The organism is Streptomyces sp. PSU-S4-23 (assembly GCF_055632315.1).
Genome location: NZ_JBVMUU010000002.1, coordinates 8,295,059 through 8,320,902, shown reverse-complemented (window position 1 = coordinate 8,320,902; position 25,844 = coordinate 8,295,059). Strand labels below are relative to the sequence as shown.

Sequence of the window (25,844 nt, the reverse complement as noted above, 5' to 3'; positions counted from 1 at the left end):
AAACCTGTGACTGTCTACGAGGACTCGTTCACCAACTGGAAGTACCGCGAGGAGACCGCGGAGTCGATGATCCCGATCATCGGGAAGCTGCACAGGGAGCGGGACGTCACGGTCCTGCTCCACAGCCGCTCCTTGGTGAACAAGTCGGTGGTCAGCATCCTCAAAACCCACCGGTTCGCCCGGCAGATCGCCGGGGAGGAACTGTCGGTCACCGAGACCATGCCGTTCCTCCAGGCCCTCACCACGCTGGACCTCGGCCCCTCCCAGATCGACATCGGCATGCTCGCGGCGACGTACAGGACCGACGACCGCGGTCTGTCGGTGGAGGCGTTCACCGCCGAGGCCGTGGCCGGCGCGACGGGCGCCAACAAGATCGAGAGCCGCGAGTCGCGTGATGTCGTCCTCTACGGGTTCGGCCGCATCGGCCGGCTCCTCGCCCGTCTGCTCATCGAGAAGGCCGGTTCGGGCAACGGCCTGCGGCTGCGCGCCATCGTCGTCCGCCAGGCCGCCGGCCAGGACCTGGTCAAGCGGGCCTCGCTGCTGCGCCGCGACTCGATCCACGGTCAGTTCCACGGCACGATCACCGTCGACGAGGCGAACAGCACGATCGTCGCCAACGGCCATGAGATCAAGGTGATCTACTCCGACGACCCGACGTCGGTGGACTACACGGCGTACGGCATCAAGGACGCCATCCTCATCGACAACACCGGCAAGTGGCGCGACCGCGAGGGCCTGTCGAAGCATCTGCGCCCCGGCATCGACAAGGTCGTCCTGACCGCGCCGGGCAAGGGCGACGTCCCCAACATCGTCCACGGCGTCAACCACGACACCGTCAAGCCCGACGAGCAGATCCTGTCGTGTGCGTCCTGCACCACCAACGCGATCGTCCCGCCGCTGAAGGCGATGGCGGACGAGTACGGCGTCCTGCGCGGCCACGTGGAGACGGTCCACTCGTTCACCAACGACCAGAACCTGCTGGACAACTACCACAAGTCCGACCGCCGCGGCCGCTCGGCGCCGCTCAACATGGTCATCACCGAGACCGGTGCCGCCTCCGCCGTCGCCAAGGCGCTGCCGGACCTCAACGCGAAGATCACCGGCAGCTCGATCCGTGTCCCGGTGCCGGACGTCTCGATCGCGATCCTCAACCTGCAGCTCGGGCGCGAGACGACCCGCGAGGAGGTCCTCGACTATCTGCGTGAGGTGTCGCTGACCTCGCCGCTCAGGCGCCAGATCGACTTCATCAGCGCCCCTGACGCGGTCTCCAGCGACTTCATCGGCTCGCGCCACGCCTCGATCGTCGACGCGGGCGCCACCAAGGTCGAGGGCGACAACGCGATCCTCTACCTCTGGTACGACAACGAGTTCGGCTACTCCTGCCAGGTCATCCGCGTCGTCCAGTACGTCTCCGGGGCGGAGTACCCGACCTATCCGGCCCCGGCGGTCTGAGGCAGGGGCGTACCGCTCGTGGTGCCGCCGGCCGGGCCTGCCGGCCGGCGGCACCGCGCCCGCCTCAGGCCGGCGGGTACCGCCGGTCAGGGCTGTACCGGCATGCTCCAGCAGTTGGAGGTGGCCGGCTTGCCGGACAGCCGGCCGGTCAGCCACGAGACGGCGTCGCCCTGGTCCGTCAGCAGCGGCGCGAAGTGGTTGAGCAGGGCGCTGCCGACATCCGGCAGGACGACCGCCTTGTACGTGACGTCGGCGCCCTTGCGGCACCAGTCGACGGCGAGGCGGCGGGCCTGCGCGTGGGGAACGAGATTGTCGCTGACGCCGGTCGCGACCCGCACGGGCCCGGCCGGCTTCAGCAGGCCGATGCGCTGTTCGTCGAGAAACGCCTGGAGTGCGGGTGTGGCGGCGATGATGTCGCTGAGGGATGTCCCGTCGGTCGTCCACTTCGTACTGCGCGAGAACCCGTAGCCGAGCAGGGCGTCGCCGACGCACATGGTCGACAGATCGGCGAGGGCCGCCTTGCCCGCGGCGTTGAGGTGCGCGTCCGCGATGGGCCGCAGGGACGGGTCGGACTGCAGGAACCCGTTGAGCGACCAGCCCAGGGCCCCGGCCAGTTCACTGCCGTCGATGGCCTTGGTGACCTCAGTCAGATCGGCGGGCGGCGCACCGGAGTACGTCCCGGACAGGGTGACGTCGGGGGCGTAGGAGGGCTGGAGTTCGGCCGCGGCGGCCGTCGCGCCGCCGCCCTGGCTGTAGCCGTAGAGTCCCACCCGGGAGGCGGAGGTGACCGAGGCCCCGCCGAGCGAGCGAGCGGCACGGGCGGCGTCCAGCACGGCGTGCGCCTCGTCGACCCGGTTGACGTAGGTGTGCAGCCGGTCGGTCGCGCCGAGCCCGACGTAGTCGCTGACGACCACCGCGACACCGGAGGAGAGAAGACGGTAGATCGACACGTCCTCGTAACCGACGGACATCGTCTGGCCGTTGAGGAGCACCGGGTGTTCGAGGCCCAGCGACGCGGCGCACTGGTCCCCCTGTCCCATCGTGCCGGGCGCCACCACGACCAGGGGGCGGGGCCCGCCGCCCGTCCAGTCGGCCGTGGGTTCGATGTAGGCGCCGGTGACCGCCACCGGCTGCCCGTTCGCGTCGGTGGACTTGTACATCAGCCGGGTCGCCCGGCCCGGCAGCTGCCCGTTGATGCCGGGCAGGCTCAGGGCCAGCGGGAGGGGTTCGCTACGGACGACGGCGCCGTTCGCGGCGGGCAGTGTGGCCGGCGGGTTGTAGAACGCGGGGATGGTGACACCGCGGGACACGACGGTGTCCGCCGCGGTGGCGGCGGTGCCCGAGAGCGCTTGGGCGCCGAGGCAGGCGGCAGCGGCCACTGCGGTGGCGAGGACCCGTCTGCGTGCGGGCATGGCGAACCTCCTGGGGAGCGACGGGCGGGGAGCGTCTTCCGCGCCCGGTCCGTGGGAGCCGGCTCGGGCACAGAGGCGTGGCGGCGCGAGTCACCCGGTCGTCCCGCCGGGGTGTGGCCGCGCCGCCTGGAAGTGGTTCGCCTGAAAAGTATCCGCGCAGGCGTTACCCCGGGTAGCACCAGGAAGGTTACGGTTCAGTAATATGACGCGCTGTCTAATAAGCGGACCTCTGCGTCAGGTCCGCGGGGCCCCGGCGTCCTTCACGGCCACCAGGTCGGGGCAGCGACGGCGCAGCTGCCGTTCCAGGCGCTGGTGCAGGGTGATCCGGGCGGCCGGGCAGCCGCGGCAGGCCCCGGCGAGCCGGACGGTGACCACACCCCCGCGGACCCCGACCAGTTCGATGACGCCGCCGTGGGAGAGGGCGAACTGGCCGACCGCACCGGCCAGGAGCTCGCTCGCGGTGCGGTACAGGCGCGCGTCGTCGTCCGCGCGGTCGTCGCCCGCGTCATCGGTGCCCGCGTCATCGGTGCCCGCCGCGTCGTCGTCCACGGCCGGGGTCCATCCGGCGCGGTCGTCGAGGGCGGCGTGGAGCGCGGTGCGGACCCGGGCACCCTCGCCCGGCCAGGAACGGCCCCGGCCGAGGGTGGTGACGAGGGCGGCGGGCTCCGCCGTGACGGAGGCGAGGGTGCCGTCGGCGAGCAGCGCGGCCAAGGGGGCGGGAACCCTCCCCAGCGGACCGGTGCGGGGAAGCGCGCCGGCCGGGACGACCCAGCGCAGCCGGTCGGGCCGGCCGGGAACGTGCTGCGGGTGAAGGGGAACCATCCGTTGCTCACCCGCCCAGCGCGGCCGTGACCGTGCGGACCGCGTAGGCCATGAGCCAGGCCACCGCGGTCAGGTAGGTGAAGGCGATCGCCGGCCACTTCCAGGTGCCGGTCTCCCGTCGTATGACGGCGACGGTGGCCGTGCACTGCAGCGCGTACGAGAAGTAGACCAGCAGCGCGGCGATGGTCGGCGCGGTGAAGACGGGCTGCCCGGCCCGCGGTCCGTCGGGGTACGTCATGGTCCGCAGCGCCTGCTTCGGCTGCACCGGGTCCTCGGCGGCCGCGACCTGCCCGAGGGTGGCGACGAAGGTCTCCCGGGCCGACTGGGCCGACAGCACACCGACGTTGATGCGCCAGTCGAAGCCCAGCGGGTCGAAGACGGGGCCGACCAGCCGGCCGAGGTCCGCGGCGTAGCTGTGGTCGACGGTGTACGCGGTCACGGCGACGTGGCTGGAGGTGTCGACCCCGTCGGCGCGCATCTGCGCCGCCGAGTGCAGCGGCAGGTTCAGCAGCAGCCACAACCCGATGCTGGTGGCCACGATGACGGTCGTGCACTTGCGCAGGAAGGCGCGTACGGAGGAGCCCATGGCGATCAGCACCGCGCGCGGCGCGGGCAGCCGGTAGGGCGGCATCTCCATGAAGAACGGCACCAGCGGGCCGCGGAGGTCCCCGATCTTCTTGAACACCCAGGCGGCCGCCATCGCCGAGACGGCGCCGAGCAGATACAGGCCGAACATGATCAGGCCCTGTGCGCCGAACGGCCCGACGTGGTCCGAGGGGTCGACCAGCAGGCCGATGAGCAGGACGTAGACCGGCAGCCGCGCCGAGCAGGTCACCAGCGGGGCGGCCATCATGGTCGCCAGACGGTCCTTGGCGGAGGGCAGGGTACGGGTGGCCATGATGCCGGGGACCGCGCAGGCGAACGACGACAGCAGCGCCACGAAGGCACGGCCTTCCAGACCGGCACGGGCCATCACCCGGTCCATGAGGAAGGCGGCCCGCGACATGTAGCCGACGCCCTCGAACAGAGCGAGCAAGAGGAACAGCAGGAGGATCTGCGGGACGAAGACCAGCACGCCGCCGACGCCGCCGATGAGGGCGTCGCCGAGCAGGCCGGACAGCCACCGGTTGCCCACGTGCTCCCTGACCAGGCCCGACAGCCATCCGAACAGGGCCTCGACAGAGCCCTGGAGCGGCGCGGCGAGGGTGAACACGGTCTGGAAGAAGAGCACCATCACCGCGAAGAACACGACCGTGCCCCACAGCGGATGCAGCAGGATCCCGTCGATGCGCCGGGTGACCCGATGCACCTCGGGCGCCCGGTAATCCGCGAAGGCGAGCACCGACTCCGCCCAGGCGTCCCGCTCGCCCGGCTCGGTGGGCGGCGCGAGGGGCGGGGACGCCCAGGTCTGCCAGGTGGTGAGCCGGTCGCGCAGCTGCTCCAGCCCGCGCCCGCGGTGACCGATCACCGGCACCACGGGCACGCCGAGGGCCTGCGCGAACGCGTCTATGTCCAGGTGCCCCTGGCGTTGCGTCAGTTCGTCCATGAACGTGACCACGACGCAGGCCGGCAGGCCGCGTGCCAGGACCTGTGCGACCAGGCCCAGGGACCGCCGCAGCGTGGTGGCGTCCACCACGACGAGCAGCGCGTCCGGGCGGGCGGTGTGCTCCGTCCGGCCGTCGAGCACGTCGACCGCGACCTGTTCGTCCGGGCTGAGGGGGGTCAGGCTGTACGTGCCGGGCAGGTCCTCGACCAGGCATCCGCCCGCTCCGGTTCGGCAGGTGCCCACGAACCGGGAGACAGTCACTCCCGGATAGTTGCCGGTCTTGGTGTTCAGGCCGGTCAGACCGTTGAAGATGCTGCTCTTGCCGGAGTTGGGGCTGCCGACCAGGGCGATCCGGCACTCCTCCGCCGCGATGTCCCCCGGCTCGACGGCGCCGTGGCAGCCCGCGGTCATCGGTCCGTCTCGATCGTGTGCACCCACGCGGCCTCGGTGCGGCGCAGGCACACCTCGTAGTCCTTGACCCGGTAGACGACCGGGTCGCGCAACGGTGCCCGGCGCACCACCTCCACCACCGAGCCGGGCGTGAATCCGAGATCGCCCAGCCGGCGGACCGTCGCGGTCGTCCGTCCCGGGTCCGCGTCGACCACGGCGACCACGACGGCCCGGGCGCCGGGCGGCAGATCGGCCAGGGGCCGTACCCGGCCGGCGGGGGCCGCCGTCGCCGGTGGGCCGGCGGTCTCCCCGGCGTCCGTGCCGCCTCCACGCATTCCTGCCTCCCTCACCGTGTGCCCGGACGAACCGGCCGGGCGCCGCAGACAAGCCGCATACAAGCAAGGCGAGGCTAACCTCACCGCCTTCCCGCTGTCCGGGCCGTTCCTCCCGTATGGGGTGGGCCGTTCGGCCCCGGCATCCGGGACCTTGGTCCCTGGCGGGGCGGGGACCGTCCGTGCGGGACGGCGTCCGGGGCCACCGGTACCGCGGGACACCACAGGAGATAGGGCCGGTCGGCCGTACGACGTGGGCGCTTCGGCCGGGTCCCGCCGCGACGGGCTGCTCTACGGTTCGGTCCCATGGGGAACGGCGACAACGCGCGAGGGCGGTGGCTCCGGCCGGCCGCCGGACGAGGACCGGCACGGTGGTGTCCGTCCCGCTCCAGATGGCGGCACGATGCCGTGGCCGCCCCGGTCTGCCGGGCCGCCGCGACGAACACGACGTCGTGCCGCCGCGCGGCGAGGTGGACGCAGGCGTCCGGCGTCCGGCGCCTCTGCGCCTGCGGACGGCACGGATCACCGCCTCCGGGCCGCGGGTGAGAAGGACCCCCGCCCGTCCATGCGCTCCGGTCCGCGCACCCGGGCCGGCGCCCCCGGGCGGCGCCACGAGCGGTCATCGCCTCCCCCAGCCTTCGACGAGCCGGACAGCCCCTGTCCCCACCCGAGGAAGAACACCCATGACAGTGACGAACCGCGGAGCCGACGCCCTGCTCAAGGCGGTGGGCGCGGCCATGCTGGCCGCCGGGCCGGTGATGCTGTGGCGCGGCCGCGGCGGCCGCAAGGACATCCGCGCGGAGCTGACCGCCCAGAAGATCTTCTTTCCGCGGCGCGGACTTCCCGCCCACCTCGCCGATCTTGCCGGCCGGCCCGTCGAGACCGGACCCCAGGCCCGCGTCTTCGCGGAAATGATCAAGGGGAGCCTGGCCCGTGCGACCGACGGCCGCACCTACTCCGAGATCACCGCGGAACTGCACGCCGCCGGGGACGACGAGAAGCTGTCCGACCTCCGCCAGACCGCGTTCATGGGCGAGACGCTGCGCGCCTCCCTCATGTCCGCCTACCAGGCATGGGAAGTGACGTCGCTGGTCACCGGCCTGGGCGCACTCCTGACGGGGCTGGGTGCGGCACTCGTCGTCTCCCCGCGCGACGGCGCAGCCCGGTAGGCCGCCGGTCACCCCGGAGCCCCTCGCCCGTGGCCGGGCCCGCCGCGGCGTCAGCCGCCCGGCGGGCCGGTGCCGGTGGGGCCGCTAGAGGATCCCGCGCTCGCTCGCCCGCGCCAGGGCCTCCACCCGGTTGCGGGCACCCAGCTTCTCCAGCGTCCGCTGGATATAGGTCTTGACGGTGTTCCGGGTCAGACCGAGCACGTCCGCGATCTCCTGGTTCGTCTCGCCCATCGCCACCCGGCGCAGGATCTCGTACTCGCGGCGGGTGAGGCCGCTGTCCTTGAGCTTCCGGTTCAGCAGCGCGCTGAGGAGGTTGTCCGGGCTGGTGCGCACCACCCGTTCCCCGGCATGGACCCGGCGGACGACGTCCACCAGGTCCGACCTCTCGGCGTCCTTCACGACCACCGCGTGCGCCCCGGCGTTCAGCGCGTCCTCCAGAGCGGCATGCTCGGGATAGGCGGTGAAGATCACGACTTTGACACCGGGTACGCGGGTCCGCAGCTCGCGGACGACCTCGGGGGCGAGCATGTCGGGCAGGCGCAGGTCCAGCAGGACCACGTCGGGCACCAGCCGCTCCGTCTCACTGATCGCGTCCCGGCCCGAACTCGCGTATCCGGAGACCGTGATCCAGGAGGCGTTGCCCAGCGCCAGGGCGACACCGTCACGGACGATGGGGTGGTCGTCCACGACCAGGACGCGTACCGTCGGTTCGTTCACGCCGGCACCCACGCCTGGACGGTCACGCCGCCGTCCTCGTTGCCGCCGACGCTGACCCGGCCGCCGACGCGTTCCAGTCGCTCCGACATGGTGGACAGGCCGATGCCGCGGTGCGAGGCGTCCTCGGAGGGCAGACCGGCCCCGTCGTCGGCGATGGTCACGCACACACCCCCGGACTGCCTGAACACGCTCATCACGACGGAGCGGGCGCGCGCATGCTTCTCGACGTTGAGCAGTGCCTCCCGCGCCGCGTCGGTCAGTGCCTTGATCCGGACCGCGGGCAGTCCCGGCACCTCGGTCACCATGATCAGCCGGGCGATCACGCCGGTGCGCTGCTGGAAGGCCTTGCAGTCGGCACGCAGCGCGACGCCGAGCGCGACCTCCTCCGGCGGCGCGTGCAGCGCGTGCAGCGACACGCGCAACGCGGCGGCCGCCTGGATCGCCTGCTCCTCCAGGTCTCCCAGACGCGCCGACACGGCGTCCCCGGCCGGCAGTTCCTCGGCCAGCGTGCGGATGCCGGTCCCCAGGGTGAACAGCATGGCCCCCACCGTGTCGTGCAGGTCCAGCGCGAGCCGGCGCCGTTCTTCGTGCACCGCCACCTCGGCCGCGTGACGGGCACGCTCCGCCACGACGGCGGCGGCCGCGGCCCGGCTCGCCGCCTGTTCCAGCGCCTGGGTCGTCCGGTCACTGAACACGGAGGTCTCCCGGTTCGAGCCGTACAGGACGCCCAGCAGCCGGTCGTCATGGATGACGGGGACCGCGATCATCGCGCCGAGGCCCTCCGTCTCCGCCTGGGCGTTGAAGTGGTGGGTGATGGTGTCGGAGCGCCGGTAGTCACTGACCCACAGGGGGCGGCGCCGGAGCATGACCTGCCCGCCCAGCCCGCACCCGGCGGACACGACCAGACCGTCCACCGCGGGCGTGCGGGCATGCACGACATGCCCGAGCACCAGCCGGTCGGCGCCGTCCGGTTCCCCCACCCACGCGACGTCGACCCCGCTCAGCTCGGGCACGTCGTCCACGATGCGGCGCATGGCGGCGGACTGGTCGAGCAGCGCGATGATCTCGCCGTATCCCTCGGTGAGCTCGAACAGGACGCCAGGCAACGGCCGGTCCCGGCTCCCGTCTGACACGTTCGTCATGGTAGGTCGTCTCCCGCCGGCGGACCAGAAGCGACAGGTGCGCTCCGCTTCCGCATCCTCCCCCGTCGCCACGGCGGTGACCATCTCCGAACGGAGACCTCCGAACTCATACCTCCCCCTGGAGCTACCCGCACCCGACGGAGGGGCCCAGGATCGCGGCAAGAGCCGCAACGGTCGGTGACGTGACGGAGCCGCTCACCGACGCCGACACCGAAGGAACACCCACGCACATGCCCAGCCCCCAGGTCATCCCCAGCACCATGCAGGCCGTGCCCCTGCTCGTCCGCAGGCTGCTGGAGAACGGCATGACGCTGCACAGCGGCAGTGAGGTCGTCACCGCCACCGGCGGCGGCACCCGCAGCGCCGACTACGCAACGGTCGGCCGCAACGCCGCCGCGCTCGCCCACGCCCTGGCCGGCCTCGGCGTGCGCCCCGGTGACCGGGTGGCCACCTTCATGTGGAACAACCAGGAGCACCTGGAGGCGTACCTGGCCGTGCCCGCCATGGGCGCCGTGATCCACCCCCTGAACATCCGCCTCTTCCCCGAGCAGCTCACCTATATCGCCGACCACGCCGAAGACACGGTCGTCATCGTCGACGGTTCCCTGCTGCCCGTCTTCACCGCGCTGCTGCCCGGCATGCGCACGGTGCGGCACGTCATCGTCAACGGCGAGGCGGATTCCTCTCTTCTGCCCGACGGCGGTCCGGTGGCCGTCCACGACTACGGGCGGCTGCTGGCGGACCGGCCCGGGACGTACGACTGGCCGGACCTGGACGAGAACCAGGCGGCGGCCATGTGCTACACCTCCGGCACGACGGGCAACCCCAAGGGCGTCGTCTACAGCCACCGCTCGCTGTACCTGCACTCGCTGGGCATCAGTCTGCCGGACCTCATGAACATCTCCGCCGCGGACCGCCTGCTCGCCATCGTCCCGCAGTTCCACGCCCAGGCATGGGGCCTGCCGTACGCGGCCTTCCTCACCGGGGCCTCGCTCGCCATGCCGGACCGGTTCCTGGCACCCGCACCGCTCGCCCGGTTCATCGCCGCCTCCCGCCCCAACAAGGGCGCGGGTGTGCCCACGGTGTGGCAGGGACTGGCCGACCACGTCCGGCAGCACCCCGAGGCCGACATCTCCAGCCTCCGGGAGGCCGTCGTCGGCGGCTCGTCCTGCCCGCCCTCACTGATGCGGGCCTACGAGGACGAGTTGGGGATCCGGCTGCTGCACGCGTGGGGAATGACCGAGGTCTCGCCGCTGGGCGCCCTGGCCCGCGCCCCCGAGGGCGCCGACGCGGAGGACGCCTGGCGCTACCGCCTCAGCCAGGGACGCTTCCCGGCGCCGGTGGAGGCCCGGCTCATCGGCCAGGACGGTGCCGTTCTGCCCTGGGACGGGCGGAGCGTCGGCGAGCTGGAGGTGCGCGGTCCCTGGATCACCGGCTCGTACCACCTCGACGACGACCCGGAGAAGTTCCACGACGGCTGGCTGCGCACCGGTGACGTCGGAACCATCAGCGCCGACGGCTTCCTCACCCTCACCGACCGGGTCAAGGACGTGATCAAGTCCGGTGGGGAGTGGATCTCGTCCGTCGAGCTGGAGAACCACCTCATGGCGCACCCTGCGGTGGCCGAGGCCTGCGTCGTCGCGGTCCCGGACGACAAATGGGGGGAGCGTCCCCTGGCCACGGTCGTGCTCCGGGACGGCAGCGGGGTCACGCACGACGAACTGCGGCGGTTCCTCGCCGGCAAGGTGGCCGCCTGGCAGGTGCCGGAGCGCTGGGCGCTTCTCGGCGCGGTGCCCAAGACGTCCGTCGGCAAGTTCGACAAGAAGACGCTGCGCAAGCAGTACGCGGACGGGGAGCTGGCCGTCGACGTCATCTCGTGAGCGGCGCTCCGTCCGGGACCATCCATCCACCTGCCCGAGGAACTGTCATGAGCCGCATGACCCTGCCCTCCGAAGGGGATCCTCAGTCGGTGTCGGCCCTGTATCTGAGCCGGCTCGATCACGAGTCCCTGTATTCCGACGCGGAGTTGCTCCAAGCCATCGCCGAGACCGTCGAACGCGTCGGCGGACGGCACGAGCTGGCCGGCCGGTACACCCGAGCGCTGTGCGAGGAGGCCGCGTCGGGCGGCCGCCGGCAGGGCGAACGGCGCCGCTGGGCCCATCGCATGGCACGGGAGCTCGCTCGCGACCCGGCCGGCACCGCCCGCGCGGAACGGCTGGGAGGGACGTCATGAGCCCGGCGTTCCCGCCACCACCGCCCCCGCGACGCAGACCCGACCCCCGGCGGGGGTCCGGTCCTGGGCTGGGTGCGGGTCCTTGGCACGGCGACGGTTCCGGTCAGGGGTCCGGTCAGGGGTCCGGTCAGGGGTCCGGTCAGGGGTCCGGTCAGGGGTCCGGTCCCTGGCACGGCGACGGTTCCGGGCAAGGGTCGGGCCACTGGCACGGCGACGGTCCCGGACAAGGGTCGGGCCACTGGCACGGCGACGGTCCCGGACAAGGGTCGGGCCACTGGCACGGCGACGGTCCCGGACAAGGGTCGGGCCACTGGCACGGCGACGGTCCCTGGCAGGGACAGGGGCCGTCGAGGGGACCCGGCCACCGGCCGGGTCCCGGCCCGTCGTGGGGGCCGGTGCCCCCTGACCGCCCCGCCGCACACCGGGCCACGGCCCCGCCCGTCGCCGAGCGGCTCCAGACCGAACCGGCCCTGCTGCGTCTGCGGGCGGCACACCGGCGCCCGGTCTTCACCGTCACGGGCGCCGTGATCGCGCTCTACCTGCTGAACGGCCTGCTGGCCAGCGAGGCGCGCGGCGTCATGGCCGTACCGATCGCGGGACCGCTGAACACCGGTCTGGCCCTGAGCCTCCTGCAGTGCGTCACCACCGTCTGGGCGGTCCGGTGGTACACCCGCCATGCCAGGACCCGGCTCGACCCCGACCGCTCGCAGTTGCGGGACCGGCTCGACGAGCGGGGTGAGGCGCGATGAGCCTTGCCGTGTCTCTGGGAGCCTCCGGCGCGTTCCCCGTGTTCGTGGTCTTCGCCGTCTTCGTGACCAGCGCTCTGTTCCTGGCCCTGTGGGTGACGACGGACCGGGTCACCCCGGGCGACTTCTACGTCAGCGACGGCCGGCTCACCCCGGCGCGCAACGGTCTGGCCCTCTTCGGCGACTACATGTCGGCCGCCACCCTGCTCGGTTCCCCCGGCGTGGTCGCGCTGGCGGGGTACGACGGCATCCCCTACCTCCTGGGACCGATCGTCGCCTGGGTCGTCATGCTCCTGCTGATCGCCGAGCCCTTCCACAGCACCGGGCGCTACACGATCGGCGACAGCCTGGGGCGGCGTCTGCGTCCCCGGTCCGTGCATCTGGCCGCGGGAACCGCCACCCTCGTCATCTCCCTGGTGTACGTGATCGCCCAACTGGTCGGCGCCGGGGCGCTCGCCGCCCCGATCCTGGGCCTGGACAGCATCGGCGCACGGCAGATCATGGTGGGGGCGCTCGGCATCCTCATGGTGATCTACGTGGTGATCGGCGGCATGCGGGCGACCACGGCCGTGCAACTGGTCAAGGCCGTGGTGCTGCTCGGCGGGGGCGGGTACCTGGCCCTCCTCGTCATGTCCCGCTACGGCTGGAACCCCGCCGCCCTGCTGAGCCGGGCGGCCAGCCACAGCGGTCTGGGCGCCGACTTCCTGCGGCCCGGTATCCGCTACGGCGACGACGGTGTGGGCCGGCTCGACTCGCTGAGCATGCAACTGGCGGTGCTGCTGGGAGCCGCGGGGCTGCCGCACCTGCTCATGCGGCTCAGGGCGGTGCCCACGGCACGGGCGGCCCGTGGATCGGTCACCTGGGCGACCGGGCTGACGGTGGCGTTCTGCCTGGCGGCCGGTGTGCTGGGCTTCGGCGCGGTGGCGCTGCTCGGACGGGGGGCCATCGCGGCCGACAGCCCCACGGGCAACTCCGCCGTCCTGCTGCTGGCCGAGTCGCTCGGCGGCGCGTTCCTGCTCACCCTGATCTCCTGTGTCGCCTTCACCACCATCCTCGCGGTGGTCGCCGGGATCGTGCTGGCCGCGTCGACCGCGCTGGCGCACGACCTCTACCAGGTCGGGCTGAGGGGCGGCAGGGCCTCGGAGAAGAGTGAACTCCTGGTCGCCAGGGGCGGTGTGCTGCTGATCGGGCTCACCGCGACGGGGCTGTCCATGTACGCGCAGGGCCAGAACATCTCGTTCCTGGTGGGTCTGGCCTTCGCCGTCGCCGCCTCCGCGATCCTGCCGGCGCTGCTGTACCACCTGTACTGGAAGGGCTTCACCACCAGGGGAGCGCTCTGGAGCATCTACGGGGGACTGCTGTCCTCGGTGCTGCTGGTGCTGCTCTCCCCCGCCCTGTCCGGAGATCCGGCCGCGTTGCTGCCGGACATGGACTTCGCCGTCTTCCCCCTCAGCAACCCGGCGGTGGTGTCCGTCCCGCTCGGCTTCCTGCTCGGCTGGCTGGGCTCCGTCCTCGACGGGAGGGAACGGGGCGGTGCCGCGTACGCGGATGTGGAGGCCCGGGTCCTGCTGGGAGCGGGTACCGGATCCGTCTCGCAGCACGGGTACGCGGCGGGTGATGTACCGATCCCCTGAACGCCGTCACCGGCATGGGCGTCCGGCGTCCCCCCGTCCTCACGGACGGGGGGACGCCCATGTCCCGGAACGCCCGCGTCTCACGGACCGGCGGGACCGGCCGGATCGGCCGGATCGGCGGGCCCCGTGGGCCGAGGCCCCGTCAGCAGCCGGTGCGCCTCCAGCGCCAGGTGGATCTCGCTCGCCCCCACCGGGTCGGCGGCCGAACGCCCGGTGAGTTCCTGCACCCGCCGCAGCCGGTGGGTCACGGTGTTGCGGTGGCAGTACATCCGCGCGGCGGTCTCGGTGGCGGACCCGCCCGAGTCGAACCACCGGCTCAGCGTCTCCAGCAGCACGTCCCGTTCGTGGGCCGGAAGGCCGAGAACGGGACTGAGCACCTCGCGCACCGCGTGCTGGGCGGAGTCGGGGGCGCTCACCACCATCAGCCGTACCGGCGCGTCACCGTAGGAGGCCACGTCGCGAACGCCCGGCTCGACACAGGCGCAGGCCAGACGCGCCTGGCGGTAGGCGCCCGGCGCCTGCTCCAGTCCGTGGAAGAGGGTGCTCACCCCCACCCGTCCGGCGCCGCGCCTGCGCATGAGGTCCATGGCCTGCGCAAGGCTCCGTGGGGACCGCAGCGAGAGCAGCCCCACCTGGGCGTCGTCCTCCAGGCGCCAGACCGACCAGATACCGAGGGCACGCAGTGCGCCCTCCACGTCGTGCAGCGCGTCCTCGTCCGCCGCACCGCCGCCGGCCCTTCTCTCGGCGCTGACCACCGCGAAGACGCCGCGCTGCGGCAGCCGCAGCGCGTCCGCGCACTCCCACAGGTGCGCGCCCTCGTCCAGCCTGCCGTCGAGCAGCGCGGCCAGCAGCAGGCTCCTGACCTGCCGGTCCCGGTGGGCCCTTTCGGACATGGCCTCGCGGTAGGCCACCGCCACCGCATCGGTGAAGGCGTCACTGACCGACCAGACCGCGGTGGCGACGTGCGGCATCTCCCGGGTGACGGCGTCTCCCGCCTCGGCCAGGGCGCACTCCCACAGGAAGCGCCCGGCGAGCCGGTAGGCGTGGGTCACCGCCGACAGCGGCACCTCGTGCTCGGCCTTGAAACGGCCGGTGTCCTGCGGAACGCGCAGATCGAGGGCGTCCCGGCCCAGCTGGCTGACCATGGAGTGCAGATTGTCGGCACAGGAGGCGCGCAGCTGGCCGTACTTCACCTGGCCGTGATCGCGATAGGCGTCCTCCTCCTCCGTGATCCGGCGGGTGAGCACGTCGGCGAACCGGTCGATTCCCGGCAACAGCACATCGATCAAGCCGCGCAGACGGTCGTCGGCGCGTACGCCGTCGTCGTGAGAGGTGGCAGTCATTCGGGCTCCCGCAGCGAGGTGAGCGGGACCGCCGCGCGGAGGGTCCCACCACGACGGGCCAGTGGCCCGGTCCCGGCCGGGCCACTGGCAGAGTAACCACACGAGGGGGCGGTGACGAGGGGCCGCCGGCGTCAGGCGGTGGCCACCGTTCCGCGGATGAGGTCCGCGGCGCGCTCCGCGATCATGATCGTGGGCGCGTTGGTGTTGCCCCGGACGACGGTCGGCATGACCGAGGCGTCCACCACCCGCAGCCCCGACACACCGTGCACCCGCAGCTCGGGGTCGACGACGGGGCCGATCGCGCAGGTGCTCGTGGGGTGGTACAGGGTCTGCAGTTCGCGCCGTGCGTACGCCAGCAGGTCGGCGTCGCCGTCGGACGCGGGTGTCAGGAAGTCCGACCGGCGGTGCTCCCGCAGGGCGGGCCGTCCGGCGATGTCCCGCACCAGCCGCAGGGCGCGTACCGCCGCGGCCCGGTCCTCCTCGGTGGCCAGGTAGTTGTGCAGGATGCGCGGCTTGGCACTGGGCAGCGCCGACCGCAGCAGGACCTTTCCGCGGCTGGTGGGGGCGAGCAGTACCGCGCCGATGTGGAAGGCGTGGTCGGTGGCCGCTCCCAACCCCTCCTGGTGGAACATCGCCGGCACGGCGTGGATCTGCACGTCGGGGGCGTCGAGACCGCCGGTGGTCCGGAAGAACCCGCCGCCCTCACCGACGTTCGAGGTGAGGGGCCCGCGCCCTTCGCTCTCCAGCAGCCGTACGTTCTCCGGCGTCTCCGCGGTGAGCAGGGACTCGGTGCCGGTGAGGTGGACCACGGCCAGGTGCGGATGGTCCTGCAGGTTCTCGCCCACCGGCAGGTCGGCCCTGGGTGTGATGCCGAGGGCCGCGAGGTCGTCGGCGACGCCGATGCCGGAGAGCATGAGCAGCTGCGGTGAGTTGTAGGCGCCCGCCGAGAGGATCACCTCCCGCTCGCACCGGATCTCCCGTGCCGGCCCGCCCTCGTCCAGCTCGACGCCGACGGCGCGTTCCCCGTCGAAGAGGATCCTGGTGCACTGCGCTCCGGTGAGCACGGAGAGGTTGGGGCGTTCCACGGCGGGCCGCAGGTAGGCGACGGCCGTGCTGCACCGCATGCCGTCGCGCTGGGTCAGCTCGTAGTAGCCGACGCCGTCCTGCTCGGGACCGTTGAAGTCGGGGTTGAACGGGTGCCCCGCCTGGCGCGCCGCAGCCACGAAGGCGTCGACGAGGGGGCTGCGGGACCGTCCGGGGCTGACCGGGAGCGGGCCGCCGGCGCCGTGCCATGCGGAGGCTCCGCCGTGATGGTCCTCGGAGCGCAGGAAGTACGGCAGGACGTCGTCCCAGCCCCACCCCTTGGCTCCGGCGGCGGCCCAGGCGTCGTAGTCGCGGCGGTTGCCGCGGATGTAGATCATGGCGTTCATCGACGAGGAGCCGCCGAGCATGCGGCCGCGCGGCAGATAGCGCCGGCGTCCGTCGAGACCCGGCTCGGGTTCCGTCAGGTAGTCCCAGTCGTACTTACTGCGGAACAGCTTCGCGAAGGCGGCCGGAACGTGGATCTCCTGCGCGTCGTCGGCCGGGCCGGCCTCCACGAGCAGGACGCGCACGTCCGGGTCCTCGCTGAGCCTGGCGGCGAGCACGCAGCCCGCGGATCCCGCGCCCACGATGATGTAGTCGTACATGGTGTGTCCTCTCTCGGGCGGCCGGCAGCCCGCGGACGGCGCTCCTGCGTCAGGCGGGCGGCGGGCGGCGTCCGGCGGGCGGCGTTCGGCGGGCGGTCAGTGCTGGATGGCCTTGGTCTCCAGGAACTCCTCGAAGCCCAGGCGCCCGGCCTCCCGCCCCACGCCGGACTGCTTGTAACCGCCGAACGGGGCGAGGGGGTTGAACGCGCCGCCGTTCACGTCGACCATCCCGGCCCGGATCCGGCGGGCGACGGCCCGTGCCCGCTCGGGGTCGCCCGACCAGACGGCGCCGGCGAGACCGTAGGGCGTGTCGTTGGCGATGGCGACGGCATCCTCCTCGGAGTCGTAGGGAAGGATCGACAGCACGGGCCCGAAGATCTCCTCGCGGGCGATGGTCATGTCGTTGGTCACGTCGCTGAAGACGGTGGGGGCCACGAAGTAGCCGGGCCCCTCGTGCGGCGCGTCGGGGCCTCCCGTGAGCAGGGTCGCCCCCTCGGCGATCCCGGCCGCGATGTAGTCGCGTACGCGCTTGAGCTGGACGTCGGAGACCATGGGGCCGATCTGCGTCTCCTCGTCCTGTGGGTCGCCGACACGGTAGCCGCGTGCCACCTGGGCGGCGATCCGCCCGGCCTCCTCCAGCCTCTCCCGCGGGACGAGCATGCGGGTGAGGGCGATGCAGGTCTGACCGGAGTTGAGGTAGCACTTTGCCACACCGTCGGTGACCGCGGCCTCCAGGTCGGCGTCGTCCAGGATGATGTTGGGGGACTTGCCGCCGAGTTCGAGCGCCACCTTCTTGACGGTCTCCGCCGCGAGAGCCGCCACACGCCGGCCGGCCCGGGTCGATCCGGTGAAGGAGACCATCGCCACGTCGGGGTGGGCCACCAGTGCCTCGCCCACCACCGGGCCGTATCCGGTCACCACGTTGAACACTCCGGCGGGCAGCCCCACGGACTCGGCGATCTCCGCCAGGAGCATGGCCGACAGCGGGGCCACCTCGGAGGGCTTGAGCACGACGGTGCAGCCCGCGGCCAGCGCGAGCGCCACCTTCAGGGAGACCTGGTGCAGCGGGAAGTTCCACGGCGTGATGCAGCCGACGACGCCGACGGGCTCGCGCACGACGTGGGAGTTGCCGATCTCCTCCGGCCCGAAGTCGAAACCGGTCGCCAGTTCGGCGGCGTGGCCGAAGGTGAACACGGGCAGTCCGGACTGCAGGACGCGGCTCTCCTGGACGGGGGTGCCGACCTCGCTCGCCACCAGGCGCGCGATGTCCTCCGCACGCTCCTCCAGCGCCTCGTGGATCCGCCGCAGATAGTCCGCGCGGACCTCGGGAGTCGCCCTGGACCACTCCTCGAACGCCCGGGCGGCCGCGCGCACGGCCCGGTCGACGTCCTCGGGCGTACCGGCCGGGATCGAGCCGATCACGCGCTCGTCCGCGGGGTTGACGACCTCGATCACGTCGGCGTTCCGCGGCTGCGTCCACGTCCCGTCGATGAAGTGCCCGCTGTATGTCCTCATGGCTGTGCTCCTTGGGCGACCCGATGTTTCCCGGCAGTGTGCGCGAGCCGTTGCGGCGGGGTCGATGGAACGGTGACGCGGGATCGGGCCACGCGATTGTGCATCCGCACAGGGCGGACACCGGACGCCGGACGCCCCGGACGCCGGGGACGGGGAACGGCTGCGGTCGCTCCCGGCCCCCGGTGCACGTGGTGCACCGGGGAGCGGTGTCCGCGAAGGTCCCGGTGGTCAGGACACGTCGCGTCGCATGGACGTGGTGACGGCGAGGACCGCGAAGACAAGCGTGTAGACCGCGAGGACGGTGCCGCCGCCCCAGCGCGGCAGCAGGTCCTGGGACCCGATGGCCTTGGCTCCGGCGCCGAGCGCCTGGCCGGCGTTGAAGGGCAGCCAGCGGGCCAGGTCGCCGATCAGCTGACCGACGATGCCCTCGACCAGGGCGACCCACGCCAGCGCGGCGGCGACCGCGCCGACGACGCCACGGATGAGCGCCCCTACTCCGACGCCGATGGCGGCGAACGCGGCGTTCCAGGCGATGCCGCCGCCGATCGTGGTCCACATCGACGAGTCCGCCCATGCGAAGGCCACGTCCTTGCCCGCCCACCAGGCCGCGGCGACGAGCAGGCCCACGAGGCCGCTCACCACGCCGGAGAGGGCACCGAAGACGGCGTGGACCAGCAGCTTCGCGCCGACGACACGGCCGCGGGAAGGGGTGCTCAGGTAGGTGTCGGTGATCGTCCTGTGCCGGTACTCCCCGGCGACCGCGAGGATCCCGAAGACCAGCGTGAAGAGCGAGGCCACGCCCACGTGGGCGAGCGCCTGGCTCTGCATGGCCGGGTCGTGCACGTCCTTGCCGGAGACCACGAGGCCGCTGACGCCCGCGGCGACCAGCAGCGGAGAGGCCGCCAGCAGCAGCCACGGGCTGCGGACGGTGCGCAGTTTCAGTACCTCGGTACGGATCAGGGTGTTCATGGTGCTCGCTCCTCGCGCTCAGCCGCGGGCCGGCGCGGTCGCGGCGCCGGGCACGGGGTCGGAATCCCGGGTGGACGTCAGCCGGAGGAACGCCGCTTCGAGCGTCTCCCCCTTCGCTCCGGTCAGTTCGGCCAGCGGGCCCGCGTAGCGCAGCGTGCCGCCCGCGACGATGACCACGCGGTCCACGGTCTGCTCCACCTCGCTCAGCACATGGCTGGACATCAGGACGGTGCGACCCTCGCCGGCCAGGTCGCGCAGCAGCTCCCGCAGTTCGGCCATGCCCGCCGGGTCCAGGCCGTTGGCGGGTTCGTCCAGGACGAGCACGCCCGGGTCGCCGAGCAGGGCGCCGGCCAGACCGAGCCGTTGCCGCATGCCGAGGGAGTAACCGCCCACCCGCCGGTGCGCGGCCTCGGCCAGCCCGACCCGGTCCAGTACCTCCTCAACGCGTGCACGAGGGATTCCGCCGGCCCGGGCGAGGATCCGCAGGTGGTCGCGTCCGCGCCGGCCGGGATGGAACCCGGTCGCCTCCAGCACCGCGCCCACGGCCCTTCTCGGCGCGTCCAGTTCGGCGTAGCGGAGACCGTCGATCAGGGCCCTGCCCGCGGTGGGCCGCACCAGGCCCAGGAGCATGCGCAGTGTGGTGGTCTTGCCTGCCCCGTTGGGGCCGAGGAACCCGGTCACCACGCCCGGCTCGACCTCGAAGGTCAGTCCGTCGACGGCGGTCACCGCGCCGTACCGCTTGGTCAGGCCGTCGACGGTGACGCCGGCGTTCATGACGTCCTCCGGTGCGGGACCGGCGTAAAGATCGGGTGCATCGGGGTTCTCCCCTTTTCGTCGGTGTCGATGAGGTGGTCGCGGCGCCCCCCCAGGCGCCGCGACCACCGTCCCCGACCCGTGGGTGGCGTGTCGTCGCCCCGGCACGGCAACCTCGGCCACCGCGTACGCAGTGGCCGGCGCCGCCGTCTACCGCGCCCGGAGTAGGCCGGGCTGCCGCGCACGGCCGACGGCGGGCCGGGCGCGCCCGCCTATCGTGAAGGCATGAATGCCATCGGCCACCTGCGTGGCGCGGTCCGCCGGCATGCGCATCTGGCGGACGCGGCGATCGCCTGTGCCGTCTTCGCCGCCACGGCGGTGACGACGTTCGCCGGGCGTTCCGCCGCCGCCGTGGGCAACCGCACCGTGGCGCTCGGGTACGTCGCCCTCGCCTGCGGGGTGCTGGCCGCCCGGCGCCGTCGCCCGCTGGAGACCCTGGCGGTCAGCGCGGGGGCCGCGGAGGTGTTCCTCGCCCAGAACCGCGGCACCGGCGGGGTGCTGGTCCTGCTGGCCCCGCTGATCGCCCTCTACACGGTCGCCGACCTCGTGGAGCGCCGGCGCGGCCTGATCCTGGGGGCGTCCGCGGTGGCCGCGCTCGCCCTCCTCCACGCGGCGCACAAGCCGGCGCTGCTGGGCCCGCAGAACCTGGCGTTCATCGCGCTCGGAGGTCTGGCGATCGCGGCGGGCGACTCCTCCCGCAACCGCCGCGCCTACCTCGCCGAGGTCGAGGGGCGCGCGGAGCGCGCGGAACGCGAGCGCGAGCGGGACGCACAGCGCCGGGTCACCGAGGAGCGGCTGCGCATCGCCCGCGACCTGCACGACAGCGTCGGGCACCATCTGGCGCTCATCAGCGTGCAGTCCAACGTCGCCGGGCAGGCGCTCGACGGCGACGCCACGGCGGCCCGCGAGGCGCTCGGCCATGTGAAGTCCGCCAGCCGCAGGGCGCTGGGGGAACTGCGCGACACGGTGAGCCTGCTGAGGCAACCGGGGGACGCCGTCGCACCCACCGCGATACCCGCCCCCGGACTGGACGGGCTGGAGGAACTGCTCGCCGCGCTGCGCGCCTCCGGCCTGGACGTCGACCGCCACGTCGACGGCACCGTCGTCCCCTTGGCGCCCGCGGCCGATCTCACCGCGTACCGGGTGATCCAGGAGTCGCTCACCAACGTGTACAAGCACTCGGGCCGGCGGAAGGCGCGCCTCGTCCTGCGCTACGACCGGCAGGAGCTGCGCATCACCGTCGACGACCTGGGGGGCGGGCGAGCGGCCGGGGGACGCGCACGTCCCCCGGGCCGGGTGCCGACCGGCCGGCACGGCATCGTGGGCATGCGCGAACGGGTCCTCGCCCTCGGCGGGCGCTTCACCGCCGGTCCACGTCCGGACGGCACGTTCCAGGTGGCCGCGGACCTGCCCTACCAGCCCCTCGACCTCACTCCGGAGGCCGCCCCGTGACCATCCGCGTAGTCATCGCCGACGATCAGCCCCTGGTGCGCACCGGCTTCAAGTCCCTGCTCGAACCGGCGCCGGACATCGAGGTCGTCGGCGAGGCGGGCGACGGACGCGAAGCGGTGCGGCTGGCCAAGGCCGCCCAGGCCGACCTGGTCCTGATGGACATCCGGATGCCGGTCCTCGACGGTCTCGCGGCGACCCGTCTGATCACCGGTGACGAGGACCTCGCCGGGGTGAAGGTCCTGATCCTGACCACCTTCGAGATCGACGAGTACGTCTTCGAGGCGCTGCGCGCCGGGGCCAGCGGCTTCCTGGGCAAGAGCGCCGAGGCGGAGGAACTGCTGCAGGCGGTCCGTACGGTCAGCCGGGGCGACGCGCTGCTGTCCCCCGCCGCGACCCGAAGCCTCATCAGCCGGTTCCTCGCCGGTCCCAGCACTCCGGAGCCCCTGGACGACAGGGCCCGCCGCGGGCTGGAGGCGCTCACCGACCGGGAGCGGCAGATCACCGCACTCGTGGCGACCGGGCTGTCCAACGACGAGATCGCCGGGCGGCTCGTGCTCAGCCCGGCCACCGTGAAGACGCATGTGAACCGCGCCATGGTCAAGGTCGGCGCCCGCGACCGCGCCCAGCTCGTCGTCTTCGCCCATCGCAGCGGCCTCGCCGCATCGGCATAGACCGGCACGCGGGCGCGGCGCGGACGCGGCAGGGTACGGGTACGGGTACGGGGCGCCTGCGCAGTGCCGCTCAGCGGGTGCAGGATCCCGCTCGGCCGGAGTCCGTGCCGCCGTGCGACGTGCGCAGGGTGCCGACCGTCTTCAGGACCCGGTCGGCCGGTTCCCGCAGCCGCGGATGGGCCAGGACGGTGTTGCGCAGGCCGCGCACCGGTCTGCGCCACATCCGGTAGGCCGCGGCCACCGGATGGGGCCGGGCCACGAACCCTTCGCCCACGCGCAGTTCGCGGGTCTTGAGCCAGTCCTTGTACTCCTTGTCGCCTCGTCCGAGGTCCACGAGGGTCACGCCGTGCCGGGCCGCCGCCTCGGCCAGCCGAAGGTGCATCGTCAGCCCGGGCGAGTAGTAGCGCAGTTCCGGGTCGTAGGCGGTGAACCAGGCCGCGAGCACCGTGCTCGATCTCGGCCCGAAGTGCGCGGCCACCGGCCGGTCGCCGGCGTACAGCACCGACAGCACGCCGGTGAAGTGCTCCTCGCGGATACGGAACAGATGGTCCACCAGGCCGACGATCCACGGCCGGGAGAACCGGTCCATCCGTCCCGTCCGGCGGTACTGGGCGGACTTCCACCGCATGAGTGTGCGCAGCGCCCGCGGATCGCGCTCGTCGGCGACGAACCGCACCTCGCCCAGGTCGCGCCCCAGACGGCGTTCCTTCTTCAGCACCGTCTTGGCCAGCCCCGGGTAGGCGCCGCGCAGCCACTGCGGGTAGTCGCCGTCGCCCGGCTTCACGTCGATCACCGGTGAGGCGAAGGTCCCCGTGACATGTCTGCCGAACGGCTCCTGCTCCGCGACGAGGTGGTCGAACTCGAAGATGGACAACCCGCAGGCCCGCAGCAGGTCCTGGGCGTCCCAGGAGACGCCGGGGGCGTGTACGAGGGCCTGGCAGTCGGACAGGCCGAGACCGATGGCCCGGCCCACGCCGAGGGCGTTGCGCTCGTAGGGGAAGAACCCGACGGGCCGGCCGTCCTCGCGCAGGACGGCCACCCGTGCCCCGGCGCGGTACCTGCCGATCCCGAGCGCGAACTCCGGTGCCAGGAAAGGGTTGGCGTATACGGGCGACGCGTCCATGGCCTGGTGCCAGGCCCGGCGAAGCGGGTCGCTCAGCTCGCCGGCTCCGTGGATGGTGATGTCCATCTCACATCAACCGCCCTTCCACACCCTCCGCGAGGAACCTGCGGGCGGCGCCGGCGCAGGCCGGCACGGCATGGTGACGAGTGCTCATGGATCGCATGGACGGTGCTCCCCCCTGTGACGCGCTGTCCGCGTCCCGAAATGCTCGGCAAGGCTCAAACGTCGCGAAACAGTACGCACGCTGTCAAGGGTGCCGGGCGCCAACAAAAGACTACGCTCGCGCATGCGGCGCGGAGACGGCCTTCCGCTTCTTCTCCGTGGGCGCCGTCACACGTGACACGCGCCCTGAACAAGCGCTTAGATGGGCCCGCCGACTTCCGCCACGCTTCAGCTGGGGGCCCCGTTGCTGTTCACATCCGTCGACGACGTCTCCGCCCGTCTCGCCGAAACCGGCTATCTGGCCTCGCCCGCCGTCGCCACGACCGTCTTCCTGGCCGACCGGCTCGGCAAGCCCCTTCTGGTGGAGGGCCCGGCCGGCGTCGGCAAGACGGAACTCGCCAAGGCCGTCGCGCAGGTCGCCGGGGCCCGGCTGGTGCGGCTGCAGTGCTATGAAGGCGTCGACGAATCACGGGCCCTGTACGAGTGGAACCACGCCAAGCAACTGCTGCGCATCAGCGCGGGCCGTGACGAGACATGGGACGAGACGCGCACGGACATCTTCAGCGAGGAATTCCTGCTGCCGCGTCCGCTGCTGACCGCGATCCGCGGAGACGACCCGAAGGTGCTGCTGATCGACGAGACCGACAAGGCCGACGTCGAGGTGGAGGGCCTGCTGCTCGAAGTGCTCAGCGACTTCCAGGTCACCGTCCCGGAGCTGGGGACGATCACCGCGACCAGCCGTCCCTTCGTGGTCCTCACGTCGAACGCGAGCCGCGAGCTGTCCGAGGCGCTGCGCCGCCGTTGCCTCTTCCTCCACATCGGCTTCCCCGAGGCGGAGCTGGAACGCAGCATCGTCCGTCTGAAGGTGCCGGGCCTCGACGAGGCGCTGGCCGATTCCCTGGTACGGGTGGTCGGGGCGCTGCGTGCGATGGATCTGCGGAAGGTCCCGTCGGTCGCCGAGACCATCGACTGGGCGCACACGCTGGTCGCGCTCGGAGCCGGCACCCTCGACGAGACCGTCGTACGCGGCAGCCTCGGCGTCCTCCTCAAGCATCAGGACGACATCCTCAAGGCCGCGGCCAAGCTCGACCTGGACGCCGTATGACCGCCGCAGTGCCCGGGGCGGGTCTCAGCGAGCGGCTGACGGGGCTCGTCGGCGCGCTGCGCTCGCACGGCCTACGGATCGGAACCGGCGAGACCGTGGACGCCGCGCGGACGGTGGAGGCGCTCGGCCTGGCGGACCGGGAGCGGCTGCGCGAAGGGCTGGCAGCCGCACTGCTGCACAACGCGGGGCAGCGGCGGGTGTTCGATCCGGTCTTCGAGGTGTACTTCCCGCTGCGCGTCGGGGCACCGGACACCGGGGGCTCCGCGGACCGGGAGGGCCTGCGCGACCGGCTCGCGGACGCTCTCGCGGCCGACGACCGGGCGATGATGGCGCGGTTGGCGGCCGAGGCGGTGGACGGCTTCGGCGGGTACGGGTCCTCCGCGGGGTCGGGCGGCTGGTCGTCGTCCCAGACGCTCGACCGGATCCGTCCGCAGACGCTGCTGGCGCGCGTACGCGACTCCCTCAGGGCCCAGGCCGGCGGGACGGGGTTCGCCGACCGGCTGCTCGACGACGAGATCCGTCGGCGCATCGAGTTCTTCCGGGCACAGGTCGCGGTGGAGGCCCGGCGCCGGGTCGCCGAGCGGCGCGGCCGGGACGAGATCGCGCGAAGGGCCGTGGCCGGTACGGCAGACCGGGTCGACTTCCTGTACGCGGGAAAGGCGCAGCTCGCCGAGTTGCGCAGGACTGTGCAGCCGCTCGCGCGCAAACTGGCCACCCGGCTGGCCGCCCGCCGCCGGCGCGCCGCCCGCGGCACCATCGATCTGCGGCGGACGCTGCGCGGGTCGCTGTCGACGGGCGGGGTGCCGATGCGTCCCGTGCTGCGCCGGCGCCGCCCGGTGCGGCCGGAGCTGGTGCTGCTGTGCGATGTGTCGGGCTCCGTGTCGGGATTCTCCGACTTCACGATGCTGCTGGTGCAGGCGCTGCGTGACCAGTTCAGCAAGGTGCGGGTGTTCGCCTTCGTGAACCGGATCGACGAGGTGACCGGGATGCTGGCACCGGGCGCCGCCGATCCGGCGGGACTGGGCGCCAGGATCCGCTCGGAGGCCACGCTGACGGGCTGGCACGGCAGCAGCGACTACGGCGTCGCCTTCGGCGAGTTCACCGGGCGGTACGCCGACGCCGTGGGAGCCAGGACGACCGTGTTCGTCCTGGGTGACGCCCGTACGAACATGAGCGACCCCAACCTGGCGGCCGTGCGGCAGCTCTCCGCACAGGCGCGCCGCCTCTACTGGCTCAACCCCGAGCCGCGCTCGCAGTGGGGCACCGGCGACTCCGCCGCGCCCGCCTACGCCGAACTCGTCGAGATGCACGAGTGCCGCAACACCCGGCAGCTCAGCGGACTGATCAGCCGCCTGCTGCCGGTCTGACCCCGCCGGCCGACCGCGCATCCGGAGGCCGATATAGGGGC

22 protein-coding genes are annotated in these 25,844 nt (G+C 72.6%); 10 read left to right on the top strand and 12 right to left on the bottom strand.

The window, feature by feature from the left end; genetic code table 11:
- Window positions 1–6: 6 nt before the first annotated feature.
- Window positions 7–1,452 carry a glyceraldehyde-3-phosphate dehydrogenase gene (locus ACZ79I_RS37580; protein WP_471503943.1) on the top strand — a complete coding sequence of 482 codons (1,446 nt, stop codon included), beginning with the start codon at window positions 7–9 and terminating at the stop codon, window positions 1,450–1,452.
- A gap of 86 nt (window positions 1,453–1,538) precedes the next feature.
- On the opposite strand, the gene ACZ79I_RS37575 is transcribed toward ACZ79I_RS37580, so the two are convergent.
- The 4 genes from ACZ79I_RS37575 to ACZ79I_RS37560 form a co-directional block, all read right to left on the bottom strand.
- A complete protein-coding gene (locus ACZ79I_RS37575; RefSeq protein ID WP_471503941.1) occupies window positions 1,539–2,864 on the bottom strand; it encodes a lipase family protein in 1,326 nt (441 codons plus the stop codon).
- A 234-nt stretch (window positions 2,865–3,098) separates the two neighbouring features.
- Complete coding sequence (locus tag ACZ79I_RS37570; RefSeq protein ID WP_471503938.1) at window positions 3,099–3,686, bottom strand: NifU family protein; 588 nt, start codon at window positions 3,684–3,686, stop codon at window positions 3,099–3,101.
- Between the two features lie 7 nt (window positions 3,687–3,693).
- Window positions 3,694–5,643, bottom strand: a complete 1,950-nt coding sequence (gene feoB / locus ACZ79I_RS37565; protein ID WP_471503936.1) for a ferrous iron transporter B — start codon at window positions 5,641–5,643, stop codon at window positions 3,694–3,696.
- Window positions 5,640–5,957, bottom strand: a complete 318-nt coding sequence (locus tag ACZ79I_RS37560; protein ID WP_471503934.1) for a FeoA family protein — start codon at window positions 5,955–5,957, stop codon at window positions 5,640–5,642. The genes feoB and ACZ79I_RS37560 overlap by 4 nt, the downstream gene beginning before the upstream one ends.
- Window positions 5,958–6,637: 680 nt before the next feature.
- On the opposite strand from ACZ79I_RS37560, the gene ACZ79I_RS37555 reads away from it, so the two are divergent.
- Entirely contained in the window at window positions 6,638–7,123 is a 486-nt protein-coding gene (locus ACZ79I_RS37555; protein WP_471503932.1) for a hypothetical protein, read from the top strand.
- Window positions 7,124–7,207: 84 nt separating this feature from the next.
- Here ACZ79I_RS37555 and ACZ79I_RS37550 read toward each other — a convergent pair whose 3' ends face one another.
- Window positions 7,208–7,840, bottom strand: a complete 633-nt coding sequence (locus ACZ79I_RS37550) for a response regulator (RefSeq protein ID WP_471503930.1) — start codon at window positions 7,838–7,840, stop codon at window positions 7,208–7,210.
- Entirely contained in the window at window positions 7,837–8,973 is a 1,137-nt protein-coding gene (locus ACZ79I_RS37545) for a GAF domain-containing sensor histidine kinase (protein WP_471503928.1), read from the bottom strand. The genes ACZ79I_RS37550 and ACZ79I_RS37545 overlap by 4 nt, the downstream gene beginning before the upstream one ends.
- A gap of 239 nt (window positions 8,974–9,212) precedes the next feature.
- On the opposite strand from ACZ79I_RS37545, the gene ACZ79I_RS37540 reads away from it, so the two are divergent.
- The 4 genes from ACZ79I_RS37540 to ACZ79I_RS37525 all read left to right on the top strand — a co-directional run bounded on the left by ACZ79I_RS37540 (window position 9,213) and on the right by ACZ79I_RS37525 (window position 13,595).
- On the top strand, window positions 9,213–10,862 hold the full coding sequence (locus ACZ79I_RS37540) for a long-chain fatty acid--CoA ligase (protein ID WP_471505476.1): 1,650 nt from the start codon (window positions 9,213–9,215) through the stop codon (window positions 10,860–10,862).
- A 47-nt stretch (window positions 10,863–10,909) separates the two neighbouring features.
- Window positions 10,910–11,215 carry a hypothetical protein gene (locus ACZ79I_RS37535; RefSeq protein WP_471503926.1) on the top strand — a complete coding sequence of 102 codons (306 nt, stop codon included), beginning with the start codon at window positions 10,910–10,912 and terminating at the stop codon, window positions 11,213–11,215.
- Window positions 11,216–11,610: 395 nt separating this feature from the next.
- Window positions 11,611–11,964: a DUF485 domain-containing protein gene (locus ACZ79I_RS37530; RefSeq protein WP_471503924.1), complete on the top strand. Its 354-nt coding sequence runs from the start codon at window positions 11,611–11,613 to the stop codon at window positions 11,962–11,964.
- The gene (locus ACZ79I_RS37525; RefSeq protein ID WP_471503922.1) at window positions 11,961–13,595 is read left to right on the top strand and encodes a solute symporter family protein; all 1,635 of its coding nucleotides are present in this window, start codon (window positions 11,961–11,963) and stop codon (window positions 13,593–13,595) included. The genes ACZ79I_RS37530 and ACZ79I_RS37525 overlap by 4 nt, the downstream gene beginning before the upstream one ends.
- An 80-nt stretch (window positions 13,596–13,675) precedes the next feature.
- Here the strand turns inward: ACZ79I_RS37525 and ACZ79I_RS37520 are convergent, their stop codons facing one another.
- The 5 genes from ACZ79I_RS37520 to ACZ79I_RS37500 all read right to left on the bottom strand — a co-directional run bounded on the left by ACZ79I_RS37520 (window position 13,676) and on the right by ACZ79I_RS37500 (window position 19,884).
- Entirely contained in the window at window positions 13,676–14,938 is a 1,263-nt protein-coding gene (locus tag ACZ79I_RS37520; protein ID WP_471503919.1) for a PucR family transcriptional regulator, read from the bottom strand.
- Between the two features lie 131 nt (window positions 14,939–15,069).
- Entirely contained in the window at window positions 15,070–16,626 is a 1,557-nt protein-coding gene (locus ACZ79I_RS37515) for a GMC family oxidoreductase (RefSeq protein WP_471503917.1), read from the bottom strand.
- A gap of 96 nt (window positions 16,627–16,722) precedes the next feature.
- Window positions 16,723–18,141, bottom strand: a complete 1,419-nt coding sequence (locus tag ACZ79I_RS37510) for an aldehyde dehydrogenase family protein (protein WP_471503915.1) — start codon at window positions 18,139–18,141, stop codon at window positions 16,723–16,725.
- 228 nt (window positions 18,142–18,369) lie between these two features.
- Window positions 18,370–19,110, bottom strand: coding sequence for an ABC transporter permease (locus ACZ79I_RS37505; RefSeq protein WP_471503913.1), 741 nt, complete (start codon window positions 19,108–19,110; stop codon window positions 18,370–18,372).
- An 18-nt stretch (window positions 19,111–19,128) separates the two neighbouring features.
- A complete protein-coding gene (locus tag ACZ79I_RS37500; protein ID WP_471503911.1) occupies window positions 19,129–19,884 on the bottom strand; it encodes an ABC transporter ATP-binding protein in 756 nt (251 codons plus the stop codon).
- A 264-nt stretch (window positions 19,885–20,148) separates the two neighbouring features.
- On the opposite strand from ACZ79I_RS37500, the gene ACZ79I_RS37495 reads away from it, so the two are divergent.
- Both ACZ79I_RS37495 and ACZ79I_RS37490 read left to right on the top strand, forming a co-directional pair.
- Complete coding sequence (locus tag ACZ79I_RS37495) at window positions 20,149–21,375, top strand: sensor histidine kinase (protein ID WP_471503909.1); 1,227 nt, start codon at window positions 20,149–20,151, stop codon at window positions 21,373–21,375.
- Window positions 21,372–22,046 (top strand): response regulator transcription factor, encoded by a 675-nt coding sequence (locus tag ACZ79I_RS37490; protein WP_471503906.1) that lies wholly within the window; start codon window positions 21,372–21,374, stop codon window positions 22,044–22,046. The genes ACZ79I_RS37495 and ACZ79I_RS37490 overlap by 4 nt, the downstream gene beginning before the upstream one ends.
- Window positions 22,047–22,116: 70 nt before the next feature.
- On the opposite strand, the gene ACZ79I_RS37485 is transcribed toward ACZ79I_RS37490, so the two are convergent.
- Entirely contained in the window at window positions 22,117–23,235 is a 1,119-nt protein-coding gene (locus ACZ79I_RS37485; RefSeq protein WP_471503904.1) for a GNAT family N-acetyltransferase, read from the bottom strand.
- A gap of 343 nt (window positions 23,236–23,578) precedes the next feature.
- On the opposite strand from ACZ79I_RS37485, the gene ACZ79I_RS37480 reads away from it, so the two are divergent.
- Together ACZ79I_RS37480 and ACZ79I_RS37475 are read left to right on the top strand one after the other, a co-directional pair.
- Window positions 23,579–24,436: an AAA family ATPase gene (locus ACZ79I_RS37480; RefSeq protein ID WP_471505473.1), complete on the top strand. Its 858-nt coding sequence runs from the start codon at window positions 23,579–23,581 to the stop codon at window positions 24,434–24,436.
- The gene (locus tag ACZ79I_RS37475) at window positions 24,433–25,803 is read left to right on the top strand and encodes a VWA domain-containing protein (RefSeq protein WP_471503902.1); all 1,371 of its coding nucleotides are present in this window, start codon (window positions 24,433–24,435) and stop codon (window positions 25,801–25,803) included. The genes ACZ79I_RS37480 and ACZ79I_RS37475 overlap by 4 nt, the downstream gene beginning before the upstream one ends.
- Window positions 25,804–25,844 lie beyond the last annotated feature (41 nt).